Here is a 26,910-nt window from a genome sequence, read left to right on the forward strand (position 1 = left end):
CGGATCCGGCTTACTGGGCTACCGGCTTCCAGGGATCGGCAGGACGCTCGAAGTACTGGTCGGCAATCGCACTTGGGAACCATCCGTCCGCCTTCGGTTCGACGAAATCAGTCGAGTTCAAATCGCAATCCTCGGGGATCGCAGCGCGAACGTCATCGATTGTGAACGGCAGGACTGGGCGCAGGAAGGACTGCACCTTTGGCCCCTGCCCTTCGAGCGTGCGGAGCATGATCTCCCACATCTGCTGCATCTCGCGGCGCGGCGGCCAGATATGGAAGCCGGCATCAATCCATTCCGGATTCTTGCGCCAGTAACATGCCGCCGAAGCCTCGCCGCCCAGCGTAATCGGCACCATGTCGCGGCCCGACTGGAGCATGGCGTTCAACACGCCGTTCTCCTGCGCGCCCTGTGTCAGAATACCGTCAATCTGGATGGGGTTCGTCGCCAGAAATTTCTGCACCTCGACCTGTGCTACCTGGTCGGTCCACTTGCCAGCCACTTCGCCGACAATCTTGATGTCGGGATACTTTGCCAGCGCGTCTTTGGCGGCCTTGTCGAAGCTGTCGGATGAGGCGAAGCCAGGGATGCCCGACACGAGAAGCACGTTGCCTTTCTTGCCGATCTTGTCTGCGAGCCAGGTGGCCATCTGGCCCCCGCCCTGCGCGTGATTGGCAGCGCCGTTGATCGCGTAAGGCGACGTCACGTATCCTGAAAACGAGAAGACAGGAACGCCTGCCTTATAGGCGTACTCAATCGTCTGGTTGAGAGCGGTGACGTTCGAGCAGCAGATGATGATGGCATCAACACCATCATCAACCATCTGGCGCATCTGCTGGATCTGGACGGCGTCCTTGAGGTCGGACTGGGTGACCACGACTTCAGATACGAGCCCCGCTTTTTTGGAGCGCGGCAAGAGGTCATTCATGACGGCATCGAGGGCCGCTGCGCGCCACGTATTGCCGGCATAGCTACTGGCGTAGCCGATCTTCCAGGGCGGTCCCTTCTTCGGTTTGAAGTCCTTGTAGGCACTCGCTCCGAGCGGAACCTGCGGGTCGACGACCTCGTAGATTTTCTTCTCGTTGGCGGGGAGCTGGTCGACGCCGTCAGCCCAGGCCGTGGTCGTCAGGGCGCTGACCGCGATCAGCGCCCCCATGGTTCCGGTTAAACTCCGTCTCATTGGATGCTCCTCCCAAGAGATTGTTTCAGGCGACTTTCGCCCTGGTTGCGGATGCCTGCCGGATTTCCTCGAGGATCGGCAGCAGGTATTTTCTGAACTCGGTGTAGTCTTCGGTGACCGGGAAATGACCGAGCTTCTCCATCGTCCAGAACTTGCTGCCCTTGACGAGATCGGCGGCGATCTTGGTGTCGGCCGGGGAGGTATTCGGATCGTATTCGCCCGTCAGGAAGTACAGCATGCACTTCGACGTATCGATCTTGCTCGCCTCTTCGGGTGAGACATTGTGGTCGTAGTAGTAGTAATAGAGGTCACCTGCGAAGACGCCCGGACCGCCGCAGCTATATTCCCACTGGATTTCGCGGACATTGGCTTCTGGTGAGTAGGGCGAGATATTGAGCATCATGGCCGCGCCGATGGAGGTGCGGTTCACGTTTGGGTTGTCGAATTCTTTCCGAATGCCTGCCATGCCGACATCGACATATTCGGCAGCCGAGCGCAGTGCCCCTTCGACGGAGATGGTAGCGCGGAAGTTGTCGGGGTAATTCGACGCCAGATCGATAGCAAGATGTCCGCCCATCGAGCTACCCATATAAACGGGGCGGTCCAGACCAAGGGCTTTAGAGAGTTCCAGTTGGAAATCCATCATGAACTTCTTGGTCATGTTGTACTCTTTCTCCCACCAGCGAACGCCGTGTGGAGGAAGAGACTTCCCGTGATAGGGCAAGTCGAACGCGATGACGCGGAAGTTCTTGGTCACGTCTTCGTCGCAGAGCGTGTGGCGGTACTGGCGGCCGTCGGAGCCCGCCGTATGACCGACAAGCAAGGGAATGCCCTCTCCGGCTTCCTCGTAATAGACGCGATATTCGATGCCTTCGATCGTCAGGTAGACGTAACGGCCCGTGATTGGATCATGCCTGGTCATGCTGCTACTCCTTCCGGGCGGGCTTCGCGCATCAGGTTCGTCATGCGATTGAGCGCAGGGAGATACGCGAAGGTTTCGTTATTGTTGCTAAGGAACAGACCGTGTTTGATGTTTGACGACTGCAGGCACTGATAAAACGGCCGCGGCTTCTTCTGGAGAAGCGCGTCCCACTGTTCACCCGTGCCCCGGATGACGATCTTGCACTTCTCGTCGTCGTAGGCGGCTTCTTCGACCTTCACCATCTTGCCGTCTTCGAAGTGGAGTGCGACGCTGCGGCTAGGAAAATCGCATTTGATAATGCCGTTGAGATAACGGGTTTCGCGCTTGAACTCGAAGTCCTCCAGCGCCAGTTTTTTGAACTTCTCGAGATCGATGGCCAAGTTCGGCTCCTCCCTGGTTAAAACGGCGCGGCCGATCCACGCCTTTCAAAATTTTCCGCCACGCCCAGCGGCGGCGGCTTCAGATGCCCATTTCGTTGAAGACCTCCTGGGCGTTTCGGAAGCTGTCGATGCCCGCCGGTACGCCGGCGTAGATCGCGACCTGCAGGAAAATCTCCTGGATTTCCTCCTTGGTGAGGCCGTTGTTGATCGCGCCGCGCACGTGCCCCTTGAGCTCATGCGGACGATTGAGAACGGAGATCATGCCAAGGTTCAGAATGGACCGCGCGCGCCTGTCGAGGCCTGGTCGATTCCAGATCTCGTTCCAGCAATACTCAGTGACGAGCTGCTGCATAGGCCAGGTGAAGTCGGTCGCCTTACCGAGTGCTGCGTCGACATAGGCATCGCCCATGACTTCACGACGCGTCGCCAGCCCTTGAGCGAACTGTTTCGAAGGGACAGGCCGCTCCTTGCCGTGTGTTTTCACTTTCGTTTCTTTCGTGGCGGTCATTCGACAACGCTCCTAGCTTTACTGTCTATGACAAGATCAACTGATTGTCCGACAATCTGTCTGTTTCGCCCGAATTCGCGAGTTTCCGGGGCTAATTGTGATCTTCGACGTATCGGATGATGCGGGTGTGGTCCTCGGATGGGCCTAGCGCCTTCTGTGCAGCATCCCAGGCGTCTGCCGTGCTGGCGAGAGCATCGAGGCGAAGACCAAGCGTCTTGGCGAGATCGGCGGCGATGCGGATATCCTTGGCCATCAGGCCAATGGCAAATCCCGACCCGAACGTCTCAGAGAGGATGAACTGCTTCATCTTCACTTCGGTGGCGTTGTTCTTTCCAGACGACGAGTTGAGAATATCGACGATCGTCGCCGGCTCCAGGCCGAAGGCACGTCCAAGAAGGACACCCTCGATCGCCGCCAGCACACCTGCACCGGATACGAAGTTGTTAATCGCTTTCATCGCGTGACCCGAGCCAACTGGCCCCGTCCGGAACACCTGTTGTCCCACTGCCTTCAGCAGCGGCTCGGCCTCCTCGATATCAGCATCCTCCCCACCGGCCATGATTGTCAAGGTGCCGGAAACGGCGCGCTTGACGCCTCCGGAGACCGGGGCGTCAACCAGCCGAAGGCCACGAGAAGCAAGTTCGAGACCGAGTTCCCTTGTGTCGTTTGGAGCAGACGAACTCATGTCTATGACGACGGCATTCTGCTTCAGGCCGCCACAGGCGTTTTCGGCCAGCAGCGCCTCGCGCACGATCTTGCCGTTCGGAAGCATGGTGATCACGAAACTGGCCCCGACCATGGCGTCAGAAATCGTTTCGGCGGCTCGCCCGCCCGCATCAGCGAGCTTTATCTTGGCGTCTTCCGAGAGGTCGAAACCGACGACATCGAAGCCCGCCGAAATGAGATGTTGAGCCATAGGTTGGCCCATCGCGCCCAGCCCTATAAAGGCCACGCGCGTTGCGTTGAGTGTCGATGGCATTTTTTCCTCCGGACGCGTGCGAGCAATGAAACCCGCCTTCCTTCAGAGAGGATTAAAAAGATTATCAGACAATCTGTCAATCGAAATTTTAAGTTTCTGGCGCTGCGTTCTTCCGGAGGTATTCAAGTGCGACCTTGGCAGCCTGGTCGATATGGAATTTGCAGGCCGCCGCCGCCAACGGCCCGTTGCGATTCTGGATTGCGTTCGCAATATCCCTAATTTCGGCAATGCTATGCGCAAGCCGTCCCGGTTGCGTCATGGTTGTCATTCGAAGGAGATTTATCCGATTATGCAGAGCTGTCAGCATTTGCCTTACGAACACGTTTTTGCTGCCGTCCATCAAACAGTTGTAAAACGCGTTTTTCGCATCTATGAGGCGCGCACCGACGCCACTTTCGGCAGCGGCTTCGAATTCGACCACTGCGGCTTGAAGTTTCGCTATGTCCGCGGCAGTGCCATGCTCAGCGAACTGCTGACCCGCGAATCCTTCAAGAAGAGCCCGAACAGTATAGAGTTGCTGCGCTTCCTCGTAAGTGATCGTACTGACGACCGGCCCCTTATGGGGATAGCTTGTGATGATGCCTTCAGCTTCGAGCTGTCGCATTGCCTCGCGAACCGAGGTCCTGCCGACGCCCAGCATTTCGCAAAGTTCTCGCTCTACCAGTCGCTGGCCGGGCTTAAATCGCCCACTGGCTATCGCCTGACGCAGAGTCTCCTCAACTTTTACGCGCAAAGTCGCACTTTGTCTGGATATCTGTAGGTCCGTCTGCATCGCCCGCCAACACCTGTAATCGGCTCACGCCGCGCTAAATCATTCTCTACATATGGAGGCATTCGCTCTTAATATCAATCCAGATTGTCTGAGAGCTGCCAGTCTCAGTTGATCTCTTCGCGACAGCTTTGCCTGCTCGTCGTGTCTGACAGCCATAGACTTGCGGGCTCTTAACTCGCGGATAGCGCCGCCGGGAGCGCGATCTGACACGGTCCTACAGCTATGGCCTTGAAGTCGTCAGCGCAGAGACTGGTGAGAAGGACAGTAGACGGCGCATATCGTGCTCGGTGGCCGCTCGCCTCGCAATCGCAAAAACTTCAAAAAATCTCGAGGCATGGCTAAGAGAAGGTTGGGCATCACGCATATTGCTGTCTCGGCGTTTCAAAGAACGCCGGACGATCTTGCTGCCCGTCAGAGGTTCGATCAGCCTCGCGCCCGCATTTCAGCCGAGGCAGTGTCTTCAAGCCATACGTTTTCGAGCCATTGCTTGAACGCGTTGACCTTTTCTGATCTGAGCCGCGAGCGGACATATGTGAGCGTGTGGCAACGAAGGTTGGGGCCTGTCATCCCGAACGGAAGGACGAGGTTACCTCTTTCCACATCCCGTTCAAGAAGCCGGTAGCTCTCCAGGCACACGCCGCGTCCTTCGACAGCGGTCGCAATCGCCATAAACGCATCGCGAAATCGAGCGCCGCGATTGACGTCAATCGCCAAGCCGTGGTCCTTCGCCCATTGTTGCCAGCTGTAAAGCGTCTGCTCCGACTTGATTAAGGTGTGGCCCACCAGATCCGATGGCTTGCGTATGGGCCGCTCGCCATTCGCCACCTCGGGAGAGCAGGCTACGACGATTGTCTCAAGGGGGAACTCCTCCGCCGCGATAGAGCCCAGTCGAGGAGCGCTGCCGTAGCAGATATCGACATCGACCGAGCCATCGGACAATTTTGCAGGATCCGATGTAGACAGAAGCCTGATTTCGATCGAGGGATACAATTCTTCGAACCGAGGCAATCTTGGCATAAGCCATAGCGAAGCCAGACTTGAAGCACAGCCGACGCTCAGGACGTCGACGCTGTTGCGCCGGCACACCTCATCGGTCGCCTGCTCAATCATCGAAAGCGCTTCTGAAAGATCACGGTGTGTTGATTGCCACTGAGAACTGACCCGGCGTTTCCACCGAGAATTGGCTCTGACTCACATTTGCTGCTGTCGTGAAGGAGGTTTTGCTGATTCACCGGAGGATCAGCAATGGGCCATCGATTGCCGCATGCGAGTCTCGCGTCGTTCGGCTTTGCAGTAGAAGCAGTGAAGATCATTGGGGAATGTGTTCAAGTTCGGCTTCGATCGCGCAGCCTATCAGCAGCTTGTCCAGACTGCGGGCGATCCAGCCGACGAATTCAAAGCCGATATGAGCGGCGACCTGCTGACTTACCTCTCAGCGGCCGGCGGGTAGAGTTGACAGTCGTGACGCGTCGGTTCTGGTGCGATGCCGTGCTGTGTGGCCGGCGTATCTTCTGCGAACGGTTTGGTGACAACGTGCTAGCTCGCTATGGTCGACGCACCCAGCGACTGGAGACGATTGTTCACCATCTCGGATTGGCGCTCGGCGGTAGGCCTGCCGCAGCATTTGCCAATCGTCTAATGGTGCCGGTGAGCAACGACACGCTGTTGCGGGTGGTTCGCCGCCGTATCGGTGATCAGAACGAAGACCTCAAGGTTATAGGCATTGACGATTTTGCCTTCAGGCGCGGGCAAACATACGGAACGATTGTTTGTGACCTTGAGCGGCGTCGACCCGTTATCCTATTGCCGGATCGTGCGCTGGATACGTCTCGAATTTGGCTTGCTGAGCATCCTTCAATATCGATTGTCGCCCGTGATCGGGGCGGTGGCTATGGTGAGGCCATAGCGAAGGCGTTGCCCGATGCTGCGCAGGTCGCCGATCGGTGGCATCTGATGGAGAATTCCAGCCGGGCCTTCCTCGACGCTGTCGGCAAGTCGATGCGGCAGATCAGACAGGCTGTCGGTAGCAATGTCGTTGATCCCAAGCTTCTGACATACGCTGAGAAGCTGCAATATGAGGGATATCTACGCCGGCAGGAAACAAACGAGGCGGTCCGCGAACTGTCGAAAAAAGGAACATCCATTCGACAGATCGTGCGGCAAACCGGCCATAGCCGGAAGCTCGTTCGCGACGTTTTAAGGGGCCAGCGTCTCGACGTATTCCGGACGCGGCCCAGTTCTCTGGATAGCTGGCTGCCCTGGCTCAACAGCCGCTGGGAGGAAGGGGCACGGAACGCTTCGGCACTCTGGCGTGAGATGAAGACGAAGGGTTTTGCGGGGCAGAGTGGCGTCGTCTCGCAATGGGCGCAACGCCGACGTCTTGCAGAAAAGGCCAATCAGAGCGGGCTCGCTAGGACGCCATCGGCACGGGTCATCGCACGGCTCATGACCACCGCACGCGATGACCTTGCAAAGTCCGAAGCGATCCTGGTGGCGGCGATCGAAGTGAACGTCCCGGAGCTTGTGGTCGCCCGCACGGCCATCGGTGACTTCCAGTCCATGATCCGCTCGAAGACAGCGCGAAAGCTCGACGAGTGGTTGGAAGCCGCTAGGAACAGCCTGGTCGGATCGTTTGCCGGCGGCGTCGAAAAGGACCTCGACGCCGTAAGAAATGCAATCATCTCAAAGTGGTCGAATGGGCAAACGGAAGGTCAGATCACACGCTTAAAGCTCATCAAGCGCCAGATGTACGGAAGAGCAAAGCTCGATCTATTGCAGGCACGACTGATCGGCGCAACGTAGGAGCGGCACGTCAGCAAATGTGCGTCAGAGCCAATTCTCAATGGAAATATCAGGCCACGCCGGGTCAGTTCTCAGTGGCAATCAACAGTCCATTAATTTCAACGAACTCTATTCTGCACTTCAGACGAAGGTCGTCGATGGACAGGAAAATTCGCTGGCGAACATCAAGACCGCAAATATTGTCGAGGTCCAAAAATACTGCGCATTAACCCGGCACATGTGGGACGCGTTTTTCTGCGTTGCCAACAAGCGCAACTGGGCAAGCCTGCCGGCGGATGTGCAGGAGGTCGTGAGCCGCAACATCAACCTAGCCGCGCTTGATGAGCGCCAAGATATGGCCAAGTTGTCGGAGTCCCTCAAAGACGTCCTGGCCAAACAGGGCCTTGTATTCAATCAGCCCGACACTGAGGCGTTCAGGCAGAAACTTCGCGACGGCGGCTTCTACACCGGCTGGCGCGAAAAATATGGCGAGGAATTGTGGGCAATTCTCGAGAAGACGGTAGGGAAACTCACGTAGGCCCCTAGAAGGTATATGTTCTCCCAGAGGCCGGCTGTCCGGCCGACTTCCGGGTCTCGTGAGAACATCACGAGACCCGGCTTTTTTCGTGACTTTGTGGCAATCGCGTGCAGCGGGTGGCGCCGGCGGATCATACTCGGGCGCCTTGAAGGGATATGAACCGACGACCGCCAATCAGGCTAGCTAAATTCCTGATTACATTGGCTTAAAAATCACAATGATATGCCATTCGGAAGCTTCCGTTTGGCATTGATGTGGCCGTTGGCTGCGGAGGCGTGCAACCAACGATTCCTGCGTTTGGTAGAACGGCGTTTGCCCAAGCTCGCAGCATAAACGGCCAGCGTGAGACCGCCCATCAACTCCGCGATCAGGCGCCAATACTCTTGGTGGTAGTGGGATCGACAACAGATGATCGTTCCGACTTCAGCGCATACAGGGCTCTCATCTTTATCGGCTTGCTCATAGCGCTATGTCCGCATCTGGGTCGCCAGCAGCGAGCGCATTCAGGTAAGCCAAGCACAGTTCGCAAGATCGATAATGGCCGTGATAAGCCTCCTTTTCAGCGCGCTCGAGCGTTGGAAAAGTGGAATAGATGTAGCGAACATCGTCACGGTCCTTAATGCCATAAAGGTGGAAGAAGACGGCATCTAACTTTGCCCGTAGCTTGAGCCGTCGCTCCTCGCTCCATGCGAACGGCGGCCGGATTTCGCCGGACTCCTTCACATACCCTATGTCACGAGCAAATGGTGCCATATCGTGGGCCGTGTAGGTCAATTCTAAGACAGCGTCCCGCACAATCTGCCCTGCTGTCTTATCGCCAAACATTACCTCGTTATAACTTTGGGAGGGAACGACAGGAAGTTGTTCAAGAATGTACTTGTTAAGGTTCCTACTTTGAATTTTCTGCCGAGCTGTAAAGTCGCATACTATCGAGCAAAGGTTGCCCAGGAGTAGCGCAGCGTCATATGCACCAAAGTCTCCGACAGGGGCTAAAAACGGCAGCTTGTTCCCATATCCGCTGCGTGGCACAAGAGCTGCAATTAGGCTCCTTTTGTTGTTGGTATTGCATACGTCATTGAACGCTAAGAAATACTCTCCCGCAAATTTCATCTCGGACTCGGCAACCCAGTATCGCGGCTCCGGGACAAAATCAGGATTTTGTAATTCCTCCACGCTCGCGTGAACAGCCACACCCTGTCCGCTGACGCTGCCGCTGTTTGCCCGAACACCGGCGTAGCGGTGATTGAAAGTTGATATCATTTTCCCCTCGAACAGAGGCAACCATTTGCCTGAGGAGGTTCCGTAAACCTGCCCGCCCAAGGGATAACCGCCTTCATTCTCAATCAACTCTTGCTTCGTGCGAAACAGGCCTGAAGCGCTGGTCATGTGAAACATCGTGGCATATTTCACCGGCCAAACTTTGATTTCCATATTGCCCTCACGCTCAACCAGGATCGGAAGGCGGGCATAAATCTGACTAAGCAGGTCACCCGATTGGGAAGCGCGATAAATCGGCACGGTACCAGTGTTTGGATTTACGCGGCGGCAGTCTTCACTATCAATATATGACAGCCGAGAAGACCCATCCTTCGGCAACTCCGTCAATTTGACTGCGTATTTGAATTTCTCGAATAATCGCTCGCCGCCGGTCAACACGATTATTGTCGGTTGGTCTTCGTGGTGAACATCTTGAAACAACCAGCCGCTTTTGTTTTCAAATGACAAGAATGCTTTGACGCGCTTAGCTTGACTTGCAAATGAAAAAAATTCTGCAGCGGTTTTGTCCGCTCCAATTCCGATAGGCGTGAGAAGGCCTACCATTCCGCTGTCTTTGACGAGCGCCATAGCCCGTTCAACAAACAACGAATAAATATTTACGTCGCCGCCTGACAACAGTGGATAGTTACCTGACTTGCGAGCGATCTTGACCGCCATCTCGGCACGCGCGCTTGCCTTCTTGTAGTCGGCAGTAAGCGGATCACCGGTGCTCTCCAGCTCCGCAACCATTTTCTTACGGTCTGCCGCCTTCTGCACCAGCGCGATTTCGCGTCGACGTGCAGCAAACCATTCGACCTGCTGCAATTTCATGCGGTCCCACGGCGGATTCCCGATGATCGCGTCGAACCCGCCAGTTAAACCATCACTTGCCCAATCTCCCCATACGCCCGGAAAAGCCACTTGCCAGTGCAGAAACCGTTCTTCGGTGATCAGTTCGCGAGCTGTGGTAAGTATCTCGACGAATCGCCGACCGTAGTCGTCGCGGACCTGCGGCTTTCGTCTGCCGAGTGCAATCTCAACGGGGTCTCCGAAAGAGCCGTCAAAAAAGCCCTGAATGGCCTTCGCGTTGTCCTTCCCTTTCAAGTCCTGCCATTCAATCGCGTGAAGCAACGAAAGGAACGCGTTAAGCGGCGCCGTCATCACCTGGACGCCTTCAAAGATTTCCTGCGAGCGGTGCGCTTCTGCGATCTCCGCATCCGGTAGGCCTTCGATGGTCTGCATCGAGGCCGCAGACCCAAGCGCCGTCTTAACCGGTTCGTGAAGCAGCAGGGGGCTACCATAGGCTGTGGCTTTTTCGATACCGGTTTTCACCCAAGAACCGAAAAGGCTATCCCCGCAGCGGAGATGGTGGTCGAGAAACGACAGCGGCGCACCTACCGTGAAGCTGTGCAGCCAAAGTGCGACCTTGGCAAGCTCTACGGCCATCTGATTCTTGTCCACACCGTAGACACAGCGCTTGAGGACCATGCGGCGGATGATGTGACGGTCATCGAGCTGTTCGGGATCGACGGTCCATCTACGCTCTTCCGCGTGGCCGAGAATAGTGCTGCGGATGCCTTCGATCCGATCGGCGAGTGGTGAGATGTAGTCTGCCCACTCGACGATAGTTTCGGTCTCGGCTATGGCGGTGATGACCTGATCGGCCAAGTAGTCGACAAGGCTTACAAGAAAATGTCCTGAGCCCATGGCCGGATCGCAAATTTTGAGATCGAGCAACTTCTCGGCCGGGTCGAACCGCCTTAGGATGCCCAGCTTGCGTCCTTCATCCTGGTCCGACGCTGCCAATTCTTCGGCCTTTTCCCGAAACGCGGCCAGACGCACTTCGATCAACGGCTCTAGCGTCTCGCGGATAATGAGAGCAACTAGATCATCTGGCGTGTAGTAGCTGCCTGAACTCTTACGCGCGAATATGTTGGGGCGGATATCGACGATGTCGCCGTCCCTGATGACCTCATGTTCGAGCAGCCGTTCGTAAATCGAGCCGAGTTGTTGCACCGTCAAGTCACGATAGTTGATATATTTCCGTGCGCCGTCAGCTCTCTCAAAAGAGAGCTTGTCGATCACCTCCGCCATTATGGAATCGGAAAGGCGCACCCGGCGTAACAGTGGAGTGCGTTCGGAATCGAATAGGCCGCCATTGTATGGCGGCAACCCGATTGACGAGTCACCTTCATCAATAGCGCGGCACAAATCGTCGAGCACGGACCAGTAGCGCGCCGCCGTCGTCGAGAAGGTGTCACCCCTGTCCTTGCGGTCACCGACATCGAGCCGAACACGATCGCGCAGTCCATAGTCGTCGTATCGACGATCGTTTACTGGGAGAAGGTTGCGATCCTCCGCGTAGAGGATAAATAGCAGCCGATAGAGAAGGATAAGTGCCGCTTCGCGTACATCCTCCAGCGGGGCATCCGCTGCGCTGTTGGCTATCGAACGCGCCAGCAACGGATAGATATGGTCGAACACCAGGTTCGACAGGTCGGCAGCGACGCGCTCCTCGTAGAATTTGCCTTCCTCAAGGGCGCGGAAATGGAAAGTCCGCGGATCGGTCGCGGAAGGGAGAAACGCTTCCCTTCGAAACATCAGAGCGAAAACTCGAAGGGCATGCCGGCGCAACTCGCCATCAAGCGCGACCAGGTTGTCGCCAGACCCTGAGATTCCGAGAACGGCAGCAAGGTCAATTTCGAAGAACTGCTCGGAGACCGATCGGGCGCCCGAGTAATAAAGCCGCCACCTGCCGCCGTTTGTGAGAATGCCCCAACGTAGGTTGCCAGTCGTCAAATCGTCAACACGCCGTAGATAGCGGAGCATCTGTGTCGATGGCGCAAGCTCCTCACCCCGCCGGCCCGATTGGCGATCGAGCGGTCGGCGCCAGCGCTTCGATTCAACTATTGCGAGACCAAATTGATAACGTCTCCACTCTTCGGGAGATCGATCTGCCTGCGTCTTTGTCGCCGCATCGGCAAAAAGCAGGCCATCCGGCACATCATCCCTGCCTTTGACGGTCAGGTTCTGCTGGCGCATAGCGTGGCTCCAGCCCAGCCGCCTGAGAATTGGCCAGATCAAATCGTCTTCAGTTCGGGTTTCGTTAGGCGTCTGCCCAATTGGAAAGGACGAGAAAGCGGCAGCTAAGTCTGCAGCCAACGCATCGACATCGTGGTCACTGACACTTTTCCAGTCCGCATTATCGACAATCGACTGCGTAAGAAAATCACTGGTAAAAAGACTACCCTGAAAGATACCTTCGATCATTAACTCTTCTGCCCATTCAATCGTCTGCCCGATAATCGATAACCCAAGTGAAGGATTCGCGCGCGCGCTATTGATCCTTATCCGGTGCTATCCCCCGCTTATCCGGACCGCGGGTCGAAATTTGGGGTTCCCTCAACGCTTTCCGATGGAACGCGGACGCGCAGTATCGTCGTGCTTGTCGCGGTTCGGTGGTGGATGGTTGCCTATTTTTTACGTTCTTAAGGTTGCAATGGACTGTCCCTAATTATCAGCTATGCGTAAACTCCGAGAATCGACGGCGGCTTCTGGCGGAACCACATGCAGCAACTTAATGAAATCATAGCCACAGCCACTCGACGAATCGAAGCGCATTTCTTCAATTTACCAGTTGACGGCGGGGGGCCAGTCTACCGAGAACGTGTTTACTGCTACGAACTTTACCATCAGCTCAGAATACAGTGGCCGACTCAGGATCAAACCGATTTCGTGCTCAATGGCGAGGTAGACAAGCGCGGGCACCCTATACTTCATCGACTTGGGGCGGACATGTCGATCCCTGATCTGCTCGTGCACGTACCGGGGTATATGGGGCGAAACCATGCTGTGATCGAAGTGAAGCCGGGCGACAACGCGGCAAAAAATCCGCGCGGGATCGCAAAAGATCTGGCCACGCTCTCAGTATTCCAGACAGACGTTGGCTATGAACGAGGGGTTTATCTGTTCTATGGGTCTTATCCGGAACGAATTGTACGGGACATTGCTAACCGTTTGGAAGTGAGGCCACGTGTCGAGGTTTGGCTTCATCATGAGCCCGGGCAATCTGCGGCGCTGGTCGATGTAATTGGCGACTAAATCTCCGGAGGATGAAGTGAAGAACAAGACGGTGAACGGGCATCATCTTCGAAACCCTCCGGATGGCGCGTCAGTGCACAATTCTGTCCGCTCACGAGCGAACGTTGGAACGAAAAGAAGCGGGGCGAGACCATGAGCCAGTCGGAGAGAGCTGCCGAAATAGGGCACAAGGAAGCCGGCTCCCACGCGGGGGAAGCAATCGTAATCCCGCTGCGCAAACGAAGTCTCAGTAACGAACTCTACAAACGTGACCCAAAGATAGAGACGCTAATCGGACAATTGACGATACTGTCGCGTGGCGAGTTGATTGCCAGAGCTGCGATTTCGAAGCGCTCAGACCCGCGCTACGTGCCAAGCGAATGTCTCGTGTATTTCATTCGTTCGAGCCGTCGAGACAACAACGAAGCGTGGTTCGAGCGCCTCTACCGTATCCTAATTGAGCGGGTGCTGCGCAGTCTGCCCAGATCGGAAAACTCCGATCGCATGACTGAGTCGCTGACGCGTGGTCTCGTGCGGGACAAAGTTTTTAGCCGTTTCGTGGAAATGCTCTCGGCGGATAGAGCGTCGTATGTCGACAAACTCGATTTTTTCGAGGTGCGTTTCGATGGTGCTATCGCGGGCCTTCGGCGCGATGCCCAGGAACAGGCTTGGCGTGACGAGAACAGATCTCGTCCCCTTGAATATGACGAAGAGACTGGCGAATTGACAGCAGAGGTAGAGGCAGCAGCCGGCGTCTTCGACCCTTTTGCCGCGTCGGATTTTGATGATCCGTCTTACCGGTCGCGCTTGGATGCGGCGATTGACGCTCTACCACCAGAACAAATCAGGATCATGCATATGCTGAGACAGGGCTTCCCCATCGATTCGAAGGAACCAGATGTCATGACCATTGCTAAGGCCTTGGGTCGCTCCGAAAAGACGATCCGGACTTATCGCGATAAAGCGATTGCAACATTGCGGTTGGCTCTGGCTGACGGTGAACAGCAATGAGCCCGGCTGGCGAGCGCCCCGCCCGTGAAGCCGTGCTTGACGCATTCGCGGTCGAAAGCGCGCCAGATCGCTCGACCCTCGAGCGTTACCTGCGACTTTACCCGGAATACGCCGCAGAACTCGTTGACCTATCGCGCGAGCTGAGCCGTGAACTCGACGATGATGACGCGCTGCTTTCCGCTGCAGATCAGGCGCTGATCGACGCCGCCTGGTCGCGACACGCCAGCGCTATGCCCGTGGCGACACCAGATCCTTTCGCGACTCTGACAGCCGACGATTGGCGCGCCGTTGCTCGACAACTGGACGTCCCGCGCCAGGTCATCACCGCTTTGCGTGAACGGCGGGTGTCACTGCTGAGTATTCCGCAACGGTTCCTCAAAAACCTGGCAGAGGCGATGCGCTGCTCCCTTACGCAGCTGCAGATGTCTTGGGGATCAGCATCGTTGACCGCAGCTCGCAGCTACAAGGCAGATGGTAAGCCAAACACCGGCGAGCAGGTCACCTTCGAGAAAGTTCTGATCGACGCCGGCGTTTCGGATGAGAGGCGCGCCGAGCTTTTGAGAGAGGCCGAGTGATATGGACAGCGTGGAGCTTGCCAGGCAAGTCGCCGCCGAGCTTCACGCTCACCTGGTTCAATCCGGGGCCGATCCCTGGTCGCCATATGATTTCGTCGTCACCGAAGCCAAACGACGGGGCATCGACGTTGAGCCGACTGCGGCGGGTGCGGCTGTGCTCAACGGCGGTCGCGCGACCTTCATAGCCGCCGACGACCTGATCCTTCATGAGAATGTCGGTTCCTTGTTCGACAGAGCCTTCCTTGTTGCGCACGAGATTGGACATGTCGAGCTTGGCGACGATCCCGATGATGCTCCAGCGCCGACAATCGATCCCGCTCGCGCGGCCGAGCCGTCGCCGGTCGGCATTGATCGGGTTGTCGACTATGGGCGCAAGCAGCGCCGCGAAGTTCAGATGGATTTGTTCGCTCGAGAGCTGCTGCTGCCTCGTAGCATTGTGCGCGAGCTCCATGTGGTTGGAGGGCTTTCTGCCTCCGAGATCGCAAAAAAGCTCGGCGCGCCGTTCGAGGTCGTCGCGCAACAGCTGTTTGATGCCTTGTTCCTGCCGCCGGTTCCGCCCACGACCGGGACGGCGCATGTGGAACGGCCGTTGAATCCTTTGCAAGCGGCGGCGGCGGCACATCGCGGGGAAGCCTACCTGCTCGAAGCGGGTCCCGGCACCGGCAAGACCCAGACGCTGGTTGCACGCGTCGTAGGCCTTCTGGAAGAGGGGGTCGATCCGAGGCGGATCTTGCTCCTGACTTTCTCGAACAAGGCGGCGGGCGAAATGGCCGAAAGGATCGCGCGCAAGCGGCCCGAGGCGGCCGCCGCTATGTGGATCGGCACGTTTCACGCCTTCGGCCTCGACATCATTCGGCGATTCCATGCGGAACTCGGCTTGCCGAAGGACCCGCGGATGATGGATCGGACCGAGGCTGTCGAACTCCTCGAGGAGGAGTTTCCGCGCCTGAGGCTTTCTCACTATCGCAATCTTTATGATCCCACTCAGATCATCGCCGATATGCTGGTTGCCGTGTCGAGAGCCAAGGACGAGGTGATCGATGCCGACAGTTACGCTGCGCTTGCCGGCGCCATGCTGTCAGAGGCGGGTGATCCCGAAACGCGCGAAGCCGCGGAGCGCGCGGTCGAGGTCGCGCGCGTCTACGCAGCGTATGAGCAGCTAAAGCGTAATGCGCACTGTGTCGACTTTGGCGATCTCGTTGCGCTGCCGGTGCAACTGCTCGAGAACAACCCGGCCATCCGCGCGACACTCCAGGCGCAGTACGATCATGTACTCGTCGACGAATATCAGGATGTCAACCGCAGCAGCGTGAGATTGCTGAGCGCGCTACGCCCGGACGGCCGCAATCTTTGGGTGGTCGGTGACGCCAAGCAGTCGATCTATCGGTTCCGGGGGGCGTCATCGTTCAACATGACGCGCTTCGGCAGCCAAGACTTCGCCAGCGGCAAACGCGGTCGATTGAAGCGCAACTATCGCTCGGTGCCAGAGATCACGGCCAGCTTTTCAAATTTTGCGATCAAGATGCGAGCTGGCGACGCCGATAGCGGCCTCGAGGCAGAGCGGGACGCCAATGGCCATGAGCCGGAATTGCGCACGGTCCGTCGAGCCGAAGAACAGCAGGTCGCCCTCGCTGAGGCGATCGAGGAACTGCGTCGCGAGGGGCATGCCTATCGCGATCAGGCGGTGTTGTGCACCGGTAACGAAAAGCTGTCCAGGATCGGACAAGATCTTGAGCGCCTCGGCGTTCCGGTCCTGTTCCTGGGCAGTCTGTTCGAGCGAGGTGAGGTCAAGGACCTGCTGGCACTCCTCTCGATCCTCGTCGACCGGCGCGCCATGGGTCTCGTTCGCATCGCCTGCTGGCCTGATTTCGCAATGTCTTTCGCAGACGTCGCGGCTGTATTCGCGTATTTGAGAGCCACAAATCCCGCTCCGGCAAGTTGGCTTCAAAATGTCGACTCCATCCCTGGACTGAGTGAGGCAGGCCGTTGGGCGCTGGGCAACCTGTCAATTGCCCTGTGTGGATTCGGCGACGCCGCCTCACCGTGGACAATACTCGCGATGTTGCTTCTCGATCGCACGCAGATTGCGGCACGTCTCGGAGCATCGTCGGACCTCGGTGATCGCACACGCGGTATTGCGATCTGGCAGTTCCTCAACTTCGTGCGCGTACAGCCGGCGGGGCGCGGGCTGCCGGTCACGCGCCTGCTCGACCGCGTGCGCAGACTTGTGCGCCTGGGCGACGACCGCGACCTGCGTCAATTGCCGGCAGCAGCACAGCACCTCGATGGCGTGCGACTGATGACCATCCACGGCGCCAAGGGGCTGGAATTCGAAGCCGTGCATATCCTGGGACTTAACAGCGATACCCTACCACGGACGCCGCAGGCTCCGGCGTGCCCGGCGCCGACGGGCATGATCACTGGTGCGGAAGGCAGCGCCCTCGATGCATTCCGGACTGGCCAGGCCGAGGAGCAGGAATGCCTTTTCTACGTCGCATTGTCACGCGCTCGCGACCGCCTGTTCCTCTATGCACCGACAGAGAAGAGCAATGGGCACAATCGGCCGCTCTCACCGTTCCTCGACCGCCTCGGGACCACGTTGCTGCGCCGTCCGATCGTGCCGGCGCGAGCCCTTCCCCCGGCCGCAGACGTGCAGGGCGTTGAATTGATCATCGACGGTCGGCTGCGGTTCAGCGGACCGCAAATCGCTCTTTATGAGTCATGTCCCCGCCGCTTTTTCTACACGCATGTCCTTCAGGTCGGTGGACGCCGAACCACGACCGCATTCATGCAGTTGCACGAAGCAGTCCGCGCGGTGGTCGGGGCGGTGGTCGCGTCCGACCTGTCTCTCTCCGACGGGGAGCTGCAAGATCGAGCGGAAGCAGCGTTCGTCAGCCAAGGCCTTTCCGATCATGGCTATCGCGCCGAATTCCTCGATCTCGCTTTGGCGATGCTGCGCTTCTTTCTGTCCAGCCGCGCAGGAATGGTCGCGGAAGTCCCTACCGCTGTCAGTCTCATACTTGGCGGCGAGGAAATCCTCGTCCAACCGGATGAGGTGCTGGTGCGACCCGATGGTGTGCGCGCCGTGCGCCGCATCGGCACAGGCCACATGCGCTCCGCCGAGGGCAAGGATGTTGCCGCCGCAGCGTTGATCCTCGCGGTCAAGCAGGCCTTCCCCGGCGCCGTTGCGGAGCTGGTCCACCTCTCGGACAGCGAAGCGCATCCGTTATCCCTGTCGGACCGCGAACTATCGGGGCGCAGAGACAAGCTTGCAAAGTTTCTGGGCGAGATTCGCGCGGGGCGGTTTCCTGCCGTGGTTTCACCATTCACATGTCCGAACTGTCCCGCTTTCTTCATCTGTGGTTCGACCCCGAAAGGACCACTTAAAAAAAAGTTTGCCTGACCTTACCGGTCGGTCAATGTCGCACCGATTGGATCCTTAGAGCCGCGGCGTCGCCACGGCGAAAACATAAGGACCAATCTATGACGACAACAGAATTTCTTGATTATGACGATGTCGGAGACGCCCTGCGCGAAGGCCGGGCGCTTCGTCCGGCGCGTGGGTATCGCTTTCTCCTCGCTGAGGGCGATCTCAATTTTCAGCAGCGTCAGGTGAGCGATCCCGTGCCGCTCGGGCGCCAGGTGTTGGAGGCCGCATCTCTCGATCCTCGGCATGGCTACAGCCTCTTTGCGATCTTGCCCTCGGGCGATTTCGAGGATGTGCGTTTGAACGAAACCTTCGATCTGCGCAAGCGCGGGGCCGAGCGTTTCATTGTTTTCCAGTCGGATCGCGAATTCAAGCTGACCCTCAACGACGACGAACTGCGCTGGGGCAAGCCCGTTATCAGCGGCGCTGTCCTCTATGGCCTGGCCAAGCCGGGAGATAACGAGGCGGTCTTTCTTGAAATTCCGGGCGGTGAAGACCGCTTGATCGAACAAAACGAGCTGATTGACCTGACCGGCGCCGGCATCGAGCGCTTCATCACCGCGCGCAAGCCGCCGGTGACCTTTGAAATCGTCGTCAACTCGCGCCTCCGCACAGTCGACGCGCAGACGGTGACGTTCGAGCAGGTAGTCCAGCTCGCATTTCCGGGCCAGCACGAGCCGAATGTCGTGTTCTCGATGACCTATCGGCACGCGGCGTCAGCGCCCCATGCCGGAGAACTCGGGGCCGGCGGCTCCGTCGATGTCAAGAAGAAAGGCACGGTTTTTAATGTCACGCGTACTGTTCAATCGTAATCCGGACCTCAAGCGCCTGCTGGACGAAGGCTACTTCGTCCAGCAGCAGGGCGGCTATCTCGTCATGCGCGAGATTCCTTATGTCGATGAGCGCAGGCAGCTGCGTGTCGGCACGTTGATCTCCAGTCTTACGCTCGCCGGAGATCAGACGCGTGCGCCCGACACGCATGTCGTTCATTGGGACGGTGATTTCCCATGCCATTCCAATGGCGTTCGAATTCAAGGGATTTCGCACGCGACCGGCGCTTTCAACCTCGGTCATGGCCTGAGGGCAACGCATGCCTTCTCCAGCAAGCCCGAAGGTGGCTATGCGGACTACCACCACAAAATGACGAGCTACGCGAACATCATCGCAGGCCCGGCGGCGGTTTTGAACCCCGGTTCGACGGCGCGCACCTTCCGTGAGCCCGAACAGGAGGAAGAGAGCGTCTTCAACTATGTCGAGACTGCCTCCGACCGCCTCGGCATCGGCGCGTTGACAGGGCGGCTCGTCGGCGAGCGCATCGCCATCATCGGGCTCGGTGGCACGGGCGGCTACATTCTCGACCTCGTCGCGAAAACACCGGTTAGCGAAATCCGCCTTTTCGACCGTGACGAGTTTCTCACCCACAATGCGTTTCGCGCGCCAGGTGCACCCAGCCTGGACGAGCTTCGAGAAGCGCCCAAGAAGGTCGAATATCTGAAGCGCATTTATAGCCGTATGCACCGCAACATCGTGGCGAACGATGTCGCGTTGGGGCCTGGCAACCTCCACCTTCTCGACGGCGTGACGTTTGCGTTCCTGTCCCTCGATGCGGGCGAGGCGAAGCGGGCGATCGTGGAGAAGCTCGAGGCGGTCGGCGCCGGGTTCATTGATGTCGGCATGGGGCTCGAGCTCGACGAGGGCTCGCTTGGCGGCATCTTGCGGGTGACCGCCAGCACACCGGAGAAGCGGGATCATGTGCCGCAGCGTATCTCCTTCGTGGGCGGGGGCGCCAAGGATATCTACGCCTCCAACATCCAGGTGGCAGACCTCAACGCCCTCAACGCCGTTCTTGCGGTGGTGAAGTGGAAGAAGATCCGCGGCTTCTATCGCGATCTCGAGCAGGAACACCACTGCACCTACACGACCGATGGCAACATGCTGATCAACGGAGACCTCGCATGATACGGCACCAACGACTTGAGCATCGTTTCGTTGAGCATATCCCCGAGCGCCTTGAGGCCGGTGTCCTCTACGTGTCGATGGACTACGCGACGTCGGCCCACAGTTGTTGCTGCGGCTGTGGTGAGGAGGTGGTCGTCCCCTTCACGCCGACGGACTGGAAGATGACATTCGATGGCGAGACCATCTCGCTCCGTCCTTCGATCGGCAATTGGACGCTGAAGTGCCGGTCACACTATGTGATCGATCGAAGCAAGGTGATCGAAGCAGGTCCGTGGAGCGAAGAACAGGTCGAAGCCGAGCGTCGTCGCGATCGTGCCGCCAAGGCCCGCTTCTATGGACAGCCGCCAACGGTCGAACCTCTCGCCCATCCGGCTCCCGCAAAGCCCCAGCGCAGTATCTGGCAACGGATCTGGGCATTTATATCAGCACCCAAGCAATAAACCTGTGAGTTACATCGCGGCGCAAGCATATCGCGCTGAAGTGTACTTTCAAACTGTTGCTTGTAGCTCGTAAGAAAGACCGTGCGGACCAGAAAAGGCAGGACGTTCGCGCGGTCCGACCAGCAAAGCCGATCGGGAACAAACCGCACCGGATCCGCCAAGAAAGGAAACACCATGACCACCGCAAGTCGGTCAACCCTTGTCGTCCATGGCCGCCTCGCAATGCGGGAAGCTCGGCTGGAAGCGGCGCGCGACAGTCGCCACGGCCTCCAGATCATGTCTTTTGAGCAGGCGGCTGTGCGGCTTGCTGGCGGTTTCGCCCGGCCGATTGACGAGGAAAGTCTGCGTGCGGCGATTCAGGCGGTTTTGCCAGCAATGCCGATGGGCGAGCTCGAAAGCATCAAGACGCTGCCAGGTATGATTGGTGCAGCCGCAGACACGCTTTACAAGGCATGGCGCGCAGGCATCGATCTCGCAGCTCGGGCAGGTGACCACCCGCGTCTCGCCGCCATCGCTGGACTGGAGGCCGCGGTCCTTGCTCAATTTCCGGTAGGAATGATGCGCCCAGTCGACATTGTCGCCGTTGCCAGCAGCCGTATTGCTCATGCACCGGCGATTTTCGGCGACATCGAAATCGTCGGGCTGACGGAACTGTCGCCGTGCTGGCGTCCTCTGGTCAAGCAGCTTGCCGATCATATGCCGGTGCGATGGAAGGCCGGCCCCCGCTCAGTCCCGAACTGGTTGGGCGCTTGCGGCGTCACCATCATCCAGGGCGGGACCGAAGAGCCGGAGGTTCGTTCCATCAGTGCCGCGACCGCGTACCACGAAGCCATCGAGGCGATGCGGTGGGCGCGTGCCTTGCTCGCCGCGGGCACTTCGCCGTCCGAAATCGCAATCGCGACGGCTTCTCCGGCCGATTATGACGACCATTTCCTGGCGCTACGCGGCGACGCCAATATCGACCTGCATTTCGTTCACGGCGTTCGCGCCGTCGCGACGCGGGAGGGACAGGCGGCAGCGGCACTTGCCGATATCGTCGTGCGCGGGCTCACGCAATCGCGTCTGCGCCGTTTGGCTTCGCTGTGTCGAGAATCGACACCGCTGTCTGGGCTTCCCGACGGATGGCTGCGAGTCCTGCCGAGCGATGCGCCCTTGTCGACATCGGCCGCCTGGAACCGTCTGCTTGCGCGCCTCATGCCGGACGACTGGCCCGATGGCGCCGATCACGTGCCCGCGCTGCGTGCGGTGGTTGATAAACTGGCAAAAGGACCAGACGCGGCGCAGGAGATCGGCGAGGCCTTCCTCAAAGGCCGGGCGCTGTTCATATGGCGCAAGGCGCTGCTGGCCGGGCCTGCCGCATCCATCGACGTGACGCTGGATACATTGAAACAGGATGACGGGCTGGAGGCCTGCGTGTCGGTCGCCTGGATGCCGGCAAGCGCGCTTGCCGCTTCGCCGCGGCGGTTCGTTCGGCTGATCGGGCTCAACTCTTCGCGTTGGCCGCGCGCGATTTCTGAAGACAGGCTGATACCAGATCACATTATTCCGACTGTCGAGCTTGACCCTCTTCCCGTCAACCTCGCCGACCGCAGGGATTTCGAAACAATCCTCGCGACCACGTCCGGTGAGGTCGTCCTTTCCCGCGCCCGTCGTGACAGCGACGGACGTTTGCTCGGCCGCAGCCCGCTATTGACGGCCTACGACGACGGCACCTATTTGCGCCGCAACGCGGTCCCCGAGCATGCCTTCAGCGAGACCGACCGACTGATGGCTCGACCGCAGGAGTTCGCCGCAGACCCTCAGGCGATCGGCGCTCGCGCTTGCTGGCGGGACTGGCGCACGGGCGACATCACCCCTCATGATGGCCTCGTCCGGCCTGATCATCCACTCATTCTCGCTATCCTGGCGCGGACCCAGTCGGCCAGTTCGCTAAAAACCCTGCTGCGCAGCCCGCTCGGCTTTCTCTGGCGCTACGCCTTCGGCTGGAAGTCGCCGCAGAGCAGCGCCGAGCCTCTCGTGCTTGACGCCCTCGCCGCCGGCGATCTCATCCATTTGGTGCTTGATCGCGCCTTGCGGAACCTCGAAACAGCCGGAGGGCTAGCTTCCGCCAATGCGGCTGCCATCGAGGGAGCCGTGGCCGAGGCTGTGGACTCGGTCTCACTCGATTGGGAAAGCGAACGCCCCATTCCCCCTAATGTCATATGGGACCGGACACTCGCTGACGTGCGCCTTCTAGCTGGTCAGGCGCTCGCCTATGGCGACGCGCATCTACCGGGAAGCCGTTCCTATGGCGAAGTGCCCTTTGGTGGGTCAGAACCCAAGTCGACGGCAGAGCTACCCTGGGATGCGAGCTTGCCCGTGACAATTCCGGACACCGGGTTTCGCGTCGCCGGCTACATCGATCGGCTTGATGTTGCCGGCGATGGAAGCCGTGCGCTCGTTCGCGACTATAAGACCGGAAAGCCTCCCAAAGGCGAAATTCGGCTGAATGGCGGACGCGAACTCCAGCGCTGCCTGTACGCCTTCGCCGTGAAGGCGCTCTTGGGCGACCATGTCGTGATCAGCGCATCTTTGCTTTATCCGCGTGAAGCGCTCGACCTTCAGCTCGATGATCCCGAAGCCACGCTGGCGGAGATCATCCAACATCTGCGGGCGGCGCGAAGTTCGTTCGCAAGTGGCGCCGCTTTGCCAGGGCCGGACACCGGCAGCGACTATGACGATCTCGCTTTCGCTCTGCCGGCCAATGCCAGCGCCACTTACTGCAAACGCAAGCAACCCGCCGCGACCGAGCAGCTTGGCGAAGTCGCTCAGGTCTGGGAGGTGGAATAATGAACACCATGCCAAGAATTCTCAAAGATGACGCCGCCCGGCGCGACGCCATCAGCGGACACGACCGTTCGATCCTCGTTGAGGCCGGCGCCGGCTCGGGCAAGACCGCGGTAATGGCCGGACGCATCGCCGTCATGCTGGCCGAAGGTGTGGCACCGCGCGCCATTGCGGCAGTCACGTTCACGGAACTCGCCGCGAGCGAACTCCTTTCCCGTGTCCGGGATTTCGTCACCGATCTCGCCGCAGGTCGTATTGCGCCTGAACTTCGCGTCGGGTTGCCAGACGGTCTGTCGCAAGCGCAACGCGATAATCTCATCGCAGCGAGCGCAGCCATCGACGAGATCACCTGTTCGACCATCCACGGTTTCTGTCAGCATCTGATCAAGCCGTACCCGGCTGAAGCGGATATCGATCCCGGCGCTACCGTCATGGACCGCAACCAGGCCGACCTCAACTTTCTCGAGATTGTCGATGACTGGCTCCGAGAACGCTTGTCGGGCGATCAGGGTGGGATCCTCGCCGAGATGGTTTTGCACAGTCCTGGCGAGACCGTGGCGCTCATGCACAAGATTGCCGAAGCGCTGCGCCGACGCAGGAGCCTCGTCGCACCAGCGGTGACGCCACTTGCTTTCCATTTGCAGGCATTTCGGCGGGCGGCCGATGACCTCTCTGCCTTCATGCGAGCCGCGGGCGTGGTCGAGCCCGAGACTGAGGTCTACGCGGTACGCTTTTCCGAAATGGCTACCCGCCTGCCAACTGCAGCACACGCATCCACGCCTGCGGGTCTCGTCGGACTGTTGGTCTCACGCCCCCATCCCGATCTGTGCACCAAGGCCGGCGGCTTTTCATCCTATCGCAAGAAGGGCAAATGGGTGGCAGCGGCGAAACAGGCGGGGCTTTCCAAGGCCGACGGCGAGCGGCTGAATGATGCTGCAGAGGGCCTTTTTGATGCCTGCTGCGCAGCATGGACCGCGCTACTTCAAGCCACATCGAGCCAGGTACTCGCGGCGCTGATCGATGAGGCACGGCCAACCTTAGCACGCTATCGAGAGCACAAGCGCGCCAGCGCCCAGCTCGATTTCGACGATCTCATCTACGCCGCGCGAGATCTGCTGCGGGATCACGAAGCGGTACGTCAGGCACTTGGACAGTGTTACGGCCGCGTCCTCGTCGACGAGTTTCAGGACACAGATCCCCTCCAGGCGGAGATCTTTTGGCGCTTGTGCGGCGATCCCGTGGGCGACCCGCAGGATTGGACCAGCTTCCGAATTCGCCCCGGCGCGCTTTTTCTTGTCGGCGATCCGAAGCAAGCCATTTATCGGTTTCGCGGTGCAGACGTCGGTGCCTATGTTCAGGCGCGCGCGGCCTTCGCGGCACAGGATGCGGACGGCCTGGTGTCTATCTCGACCAATTTCCGCTCGTGCGCCTCGATCCTCACGTTCGTCAACGAGCGCTTCGAGGCGATCCTGTCGGCGGATGGCCAGCCCGGCTTCACGGCGCTCGATGCTTTCCACACCGATCGCGGCGAAGGCCTCTGCGTCGCCGCCCTCGACATTGCCGTCGCGAACGCAGACGGCAATGCCAGCGCCGAACAGCAACGTGACGCGGAAGCCGACGCCGTAGCCGAGCTCTGCGCCCGGTTGATCGGCAGTCACCGCATTCTCGACCGAAAAAATGGGGAGGACCGGCCGTGCCAGCCTGGCGATATCGCTCTCCTTGCCCCGACCGGCGCGGATCTGTGGCGCTATGAAGAAGCATTGGAGCGGCGGGGCATTCCGGTGGCGACACAGGCTGGCAAGGGTCTTTTCCGTAGGCAGGAGATTCAGGATCTGATTGCGCTGACCCGCGTGCTGGCCGATCGCCGAGACACCCTGGCACTGGGTGCGCTTCTGCGCGGCCCGCTTGTCGGGCTGAGTGAAGAGGAGCTGCTGGACATCAGCTGGACGCTGCCGCGTTCCGAGGACGAGCCCGACCGGATTCCCCGTCTCGATCTTGGCGTCGATCCAGCGGCTATCGGTCATCTTCTAGCTCGCGACGTTATCCAAAAGCTGCAGGCGCTCCATCGGCGCAGCAATAGCACAACACCACACGCGCTTCTCTCTCAAGCCGTAGATGTATTGCGGGTGCGTCCTATCCTCCTCGAACGGCACCGCGGTCAGGCTGAACGCGCGCTCGCCAATGTCGATCTCTATCTCAGCCTCTCAACGAACTATGCGGTCCGTGGCTTGCGGGCATTCTCCGAGGCGATGACGGCGGCGTGGACCGACGAAGCACGCGCCGTCGAGGGTCGGCCTGATGCTCAGGAAGAGGCCGTCGCGCTCTTCACCATGCACGCGGCCAAGGGTCTCGAATGGCCGGTCGTCATTCCTATCAACACTATGACCGGTGTGATGGCGCCGGACAACGCGTTGATCGACCAGCAGAACGACACGTTCTACTGCCCAATTCTCGGGGTCCCGCCGTCCGGCTACGACATCGCGCGGCAGGCAGAAAAGGACGAGCTCGACCGCGAACGTGTCCGTCTCTGGTATGTCGCCGCGACGCGTGCCCGGGAGTTGCTGGTTCTTCCGCGACCCGACGTGACGCCTTCGAAGTCGGCGTGGATCAGTCTCGTCGATTTGTCGATCGCAGCGCTCGCCGCGCTGGACGCGTCGCACTTGCCGTCAGATACCGTCGTGGTTGCTGGCGGCCCGAGCAATGGTCAAACGCGCGAGGCTTTCGCGGCCGAGGCCGGCGCGATCGCCGATCGGCAGACGCGGTTGACGTGGCTTGCTCCAAGCCGCGACGAGAATGCAGCCGGGGCGATACTGCAGGAAGAGGAACCGGAAATCTGGACCGGATCAGAGCATGGTGCGCCGATCGAGCTCGAAACACCCGCCTTCGTGCAAGGTGGCCGCGAACGCGGGCTCATCCTGCACAAGCTGATGGAAGAGGTCTTGACCGGCGAAACCGACGACGCGCCGGCGGCGCTCGCTACCCGCGCCGAGGAACTTATCCGCGCGCTCGGCAAGGTTCCGGTCGCCGATTCGGCCGCCGGGCTCGTCCCGGAAGAGCTGGCCGGCTGCGTCAGCCGGACGCTGGCGCTGCCGGAAATCGCGCCCCTGCGGTCAAGTCTGCTTGCCGAGTTTCCCGTTTATGCTCTTCGTGCTGAGGACGATGAAACGGTCGCGACGGCAGGGATCGCCGATGCGCTGACGGTTGACCACGAGGGTCGGCCGGTCGTGGTGATCGATTGGAAGAGCGATGTGAACCCGGATCCGAAGACAGTCGACCAT

General features: G+C 59.2%; 19 protein-coding genes. 11 read left to right on the forward strand and 8 right to left on the reverse strand.

What is annotated here, in order from left to right; all coding sequences use genetic code 11:
- Positions 1-10: 10 nt before the first annotated feature.
- From CO664_RS25315 to CO664_RS25345, 7 genes are all read right to left on the reverse strand, one after another.
- Positions 11-1,153: an ABC transporter substrate-binding protein gene (locus CO664_RS25315; RefSeq protein ID WP_234819554.1), complete on the reverse strand. Its 1,143-nt coding sequence runs from the start codon at positions 1,151-1,153 to the stop codon at positions 11-13.
- Positions 1,154-1,202: 49 nt separating this feature from the next.
- On the reverse strand, positions 1,203-2,099 hold the full coding sequence (locus CO664_RS25320) for an alpha/beta hydrolase (protein ID WP_004129697.1): 897 nt from the start codon (positions 2,097-2,099) through the stop codon (positions 1,203-1,205).
- Entirely contained in the window at positions 2,096-2,479 is a 384-nt protein-coding gene (locus CO664_RS25325; RefSeq protein WP_004129699.1) for a hypothetical protein, read from the reverse strand. Before CO664_RS25325 ends, CO664_RS25320 begins: the two co-directional genes overlap by 4 nt.
- Before the next feature lie 79 nt (positions 2,480-2,558).
- Positions 2,559-2,987, reverse strand: a complete 429-nt coding sequence (locus CO664_RS25330) for a carboxymuconolactone decarboxylase family protein (RefSeq protein ID WP_004129705.1) — start codon at positions 2,985-2,987, stop codon at positions 2,559-2,561.
- Positions 2,988-3,078: 91 nt separating this feature from the next.
- A complete protein-coding gene (locus CO664_RS25335) occupies positions 3,079-3,966 on the reverse strand; it encodes an NAD(P)-dependent oxidoreductase (protein ID WP_037155965.1) in 888 nt (295 codons plus the stop codon).
- Positions 3,967-4,054: 88 nt separating this feature from the next.
- Positions 4,055-4,738, reverse strand: coding sequence for a GntR family transcriptional regulator (locus tag CO664_RS25340; protein WP_013984692.1), 684 nt, complete (start codon positions 4,736-4,738; stop codon positions 4,055-4,057).
- Between the two features lie 423 nt (positions 4,739-5,161).
- Positions 5,162-5,848 carry a LysR substrate-binding domain-containing protein gene (locus CO664_RS25345; RefSeq protein ID WP_004129713.1) on the reverse strand — a complete coding sequence of 229 codons (687 nt, stop codon included), beginning with the start codon at positions 5,846-5,848 and terminating at the stop codon, positions 5,162-5,164.
- A gap of 135 nt (positions 5,849-5,983) precedes the next feature.
- Between CO664_RS25345 and CO664_RS25350 the strand changes: the two genes are divergently transcribed.
- Positions 5,984-7,540: an ISL3 family transposase gene (locus CO664_RS25350; protein ID WP_097527231.1), complete on the forward strand. Its 1,557-nt coding sequence runs from the start codon at positions 5,984-5,986 to the stop codon at positions 7,538-7,540.
- 40 nt (positions 7,541-7,580) lie between these two features.
- Complete coding sequence (gene dctP, locus CO664_RS25355) at positions 7,581-8,057, forward strand: TRAP transporter substrate-binding protein DctP (protein WP_234819560.1); 477 nt, start codon at positions 7,581-7,583, stop codon at positions 8,055-8,057.
- Between the two features lie 459 nt (positions 8,058-8,516).
- On the opposite strand, the gene CO664_RS25360 is transcribed toward dctP, so the two are convergent.
- On the reverse strand, positions 8,517-12,584 hold the full coding sequence (locus CO664_RS25360) for a restriction endonuclease (protein WP_097527230.1): 4,068 nt from the start codon (positions 12,582-12,584) through the stop codon (positions 8,517-8,519).
- Positions 12,585-12,881: 297 nt separating this feature from the next.
- Here CO664_RS25360 and CO664_RS25365 point away from each other — a divergent pair, with 297 nt between their 5' ends.
- The 9 genes from CO664_RS25365 to CO664_RS25405 form a co-directional block, all read left to right on the forward strand.
- Positions 12,882-13,415, forward strand: a complete 534-nt coding sequence (locus CO664_RS25365) for a methionyl-tRNA formyltransferase-like protein (RefSeq protein WP_097527229.1) — start codon at positions 12,882-12,884, stop codon at positions 13,413-13,415.
- Between the two features lie 132 nt (positions 13,416-13,547).
- Positions 13,548-14,405 (forward strand): response regulator transcription factor, encoded by an 858-nt coding sequence (locus CO664_RS25370; protein ID WP_097527228.1) that lies wholly within the window; start codon positions 13,548-13,550, stop codon positions 14,403-14,405.
- Positions 14,402-14,980, forward strand: coding sequence for a hypothetical protein (locus tag CO664_RS25375; protein ID WP_097527227.1), 579 nt, complete (start codon positions 14,402-14,404; stop codon positions 14,978-14,980). Before CO664_RS25370 ends, CO664_RS25375 begins: the two co-directional genes overlap by 4 nt.
- A 1-nt stretch (position 14,981) precedes the next feature.
- Entirely contained in the window at positions 14,982-18,383 is a 3,402-nt protein-coding gene (locus CO664_RS25380) for a UvrD-helicase domain-containing protein (RefSeq protein WP_097527226.1), read from the forward strand.
- Between the two features lie 80 nt (positions 18,384-18,463).
- Positions 18,464-19,219, forward strand: coding sequence for a multiubiquitin domain-containing protein (locus CO664_RS25385; protein WP_097527225.1), 756 nt, complete (start codon positions 18,464-18,466; stop codon positions 19,217-19,219).
- Positions 19,194-20,366, forward strand: a complete 1,173-nt coding sequence (locus CO664_RS25390; protein WP_097527224.1) for a ThiF family adenylyltransferase — start codon at positions 19,194-19,196, stop codon at positions 20,364-20,366. Before CO664_RS25385 ends, CO664_RS25390 begins: the two co-directional genes overlap by 26 nt.
- Positions 20,363-20,806: a DUF6527 family protein gene (locus CO664_RS25395; protein WP_097527223.1), complete on the forward strand. Its 444-nt coding sequence runs from the start codon at positions 20,363-20,365 to the stop codon at positions 20,804-20,806. Before CO664_RS25390 ends, CO664_RS25395 begins: the two co-directional genes overlap by 4 nt.
- A 174-nt stretch (positions 20,807-20,980) precedes the next feature.
- Positions 20,981-23,635 carry a PD-(D/E)XK nuclease family protein gene (locus tag CO664_RS25400; protein ID WP_097527222.1) on the forward strand — a complete coding sequence of 885 codons (2,655 nt, stop codon included), beginning with the start codon at positions 20,981-20,983 and terminating at the stop codon, positions 23,633-23,635.
- The coding region (locus CO664_RS25405) for a UvrD-helicase domain-containing protein (RefSeq protein WP_097540257.1) at positions 23,635-26,910 on the forward strand (3,276 nt) is incomplete at its 3' end. The genes CO664_RS25400 and CO664_RS25405, both read left to right, overlap by 1 nt.

This window comes from Sinorhizobium sp. NG07B, from assembly GCF_002532005.1.
In the GTDB taxonomy this organism is placed as follows: domain Bacteria; phylum Pseudomonadota; class Alphaproteobacteria; order Rhizobiales; family Rhizobiaceae; genus Sinorhizobium; species Sinorhizobium fredii_C.

Coding starts and splice junctions, on each gene's coding strand:
- CO664_RS25315 (WP_234819554.1), bottom strand. CDS start 1,153: ATGGGGGCGCTGATCGCGGTCAGCGCCCTGACGACCACGGCCTGGGCT.
- CO664_RS25320 (WP_004129697.1), bottom strand. CDS start 2,099: ATGACCAGGCATGATCCAATCACGGGCCGTTACGTCTACCTGACGATC.
- CO664_RS25330 (WP_004129705.1), bottom strand. CDS start 2,987: ATGACCGCCACGAAAGAAACGAAAGTGAAAACACACGGCAAGGAGCGG.
- CO664_RS25335 (WP_037155965.1), bottom strand. CDS start 3,966: ATGCCATCGACACTCAACGCAACGCGCGTGGCCTTTATAGGGCTGGGC.
- CO664_RS25340 (WP_013984692.1), bottom strand. CDS start 4,738: ATGCAGACGGACCTACAGATATCCAGACAAAGTGCGACTTTGCGCGTA.
- CO664_RS25345 (WP_004129713.1), bottom strand. CDS start 5,848: ATGATTGAGCAGGCGACCGATGAGGTGTGCCGGCGCAACAGCGTCGAC.
- CO664_RS25350 (WP_097527231.1), top strand. CDS start 5,984: ATGGGCCATCGATTGCCGCATGCGAGTCTCGCGTCGTTCGGCTTTGCA.
- dctP (WP_234819560.1), top strand. CDS start 7,581: ATGGAAATATCAGGCCACGCCGGGTCAGTTCTCAGTGGCAATCAACAG.
- CO664_RS25360 (WP_097527230.1), bottom strand. CDS start 12,584: ATGATCGAAGGTATCTTTCAGGGTAGTCTTTTTACCAGTGATTTTCTT.
- CO664_RS25365 (WP_097527229.1), top strand. CDS start 12,882: ATGCAGCAACTTAATGAAATCATAGCCACAGCCACTCGACGAATCGAA.
- CO664_RS25370 (WP_097527228.1), top strand. CDS start 13,548: ATGAGCCAGTCGGAGAGAGCTGCCGAAATAGGGCACAAGGAAGCCGGC.
- CO664_RS25375 (WP_097527227.1), top strand. CDS start 14,402: ATGAGCCCGGCTGGCGAGCGCCCCGCCCGTGAAGCCGTGCTTGACGCA.
- CO664_RS25380 (WP_097527226.1), top strand. CDS start 14,982: ATGGACAGCGTGGAGCTTGCCAGGCAAGTCGCCGCCGAGCTTCACGCT.
- CO664_RS25385 (WP_097527225.1), top strand. CDS start 18,464: ATGACGACAACAGAATTTCTTGATTATGACGATGTCGGAGACGCCCTG.
- CO664_RS25390 (WP_097527224.1), top strand. CDS start 19,194: ATGTCACGCGTACTGTTCAATCGTAATCCGGACCTCAAGCGCCTGCTG.
- CO664_RS25395 (WP_097527223.1), top strand. CDS start 20,363: ATGATACGGCACCAACGACTTGAGCATCGTTTCGTTGAGCATATCCCC.
- CO664_RS25400 (WP_097527222.1), top strand. CDS start 20,981: ATGACCACCGCAAGTCGGTCAACCCTTGTCGTCCATGGCCGCCTCGCA.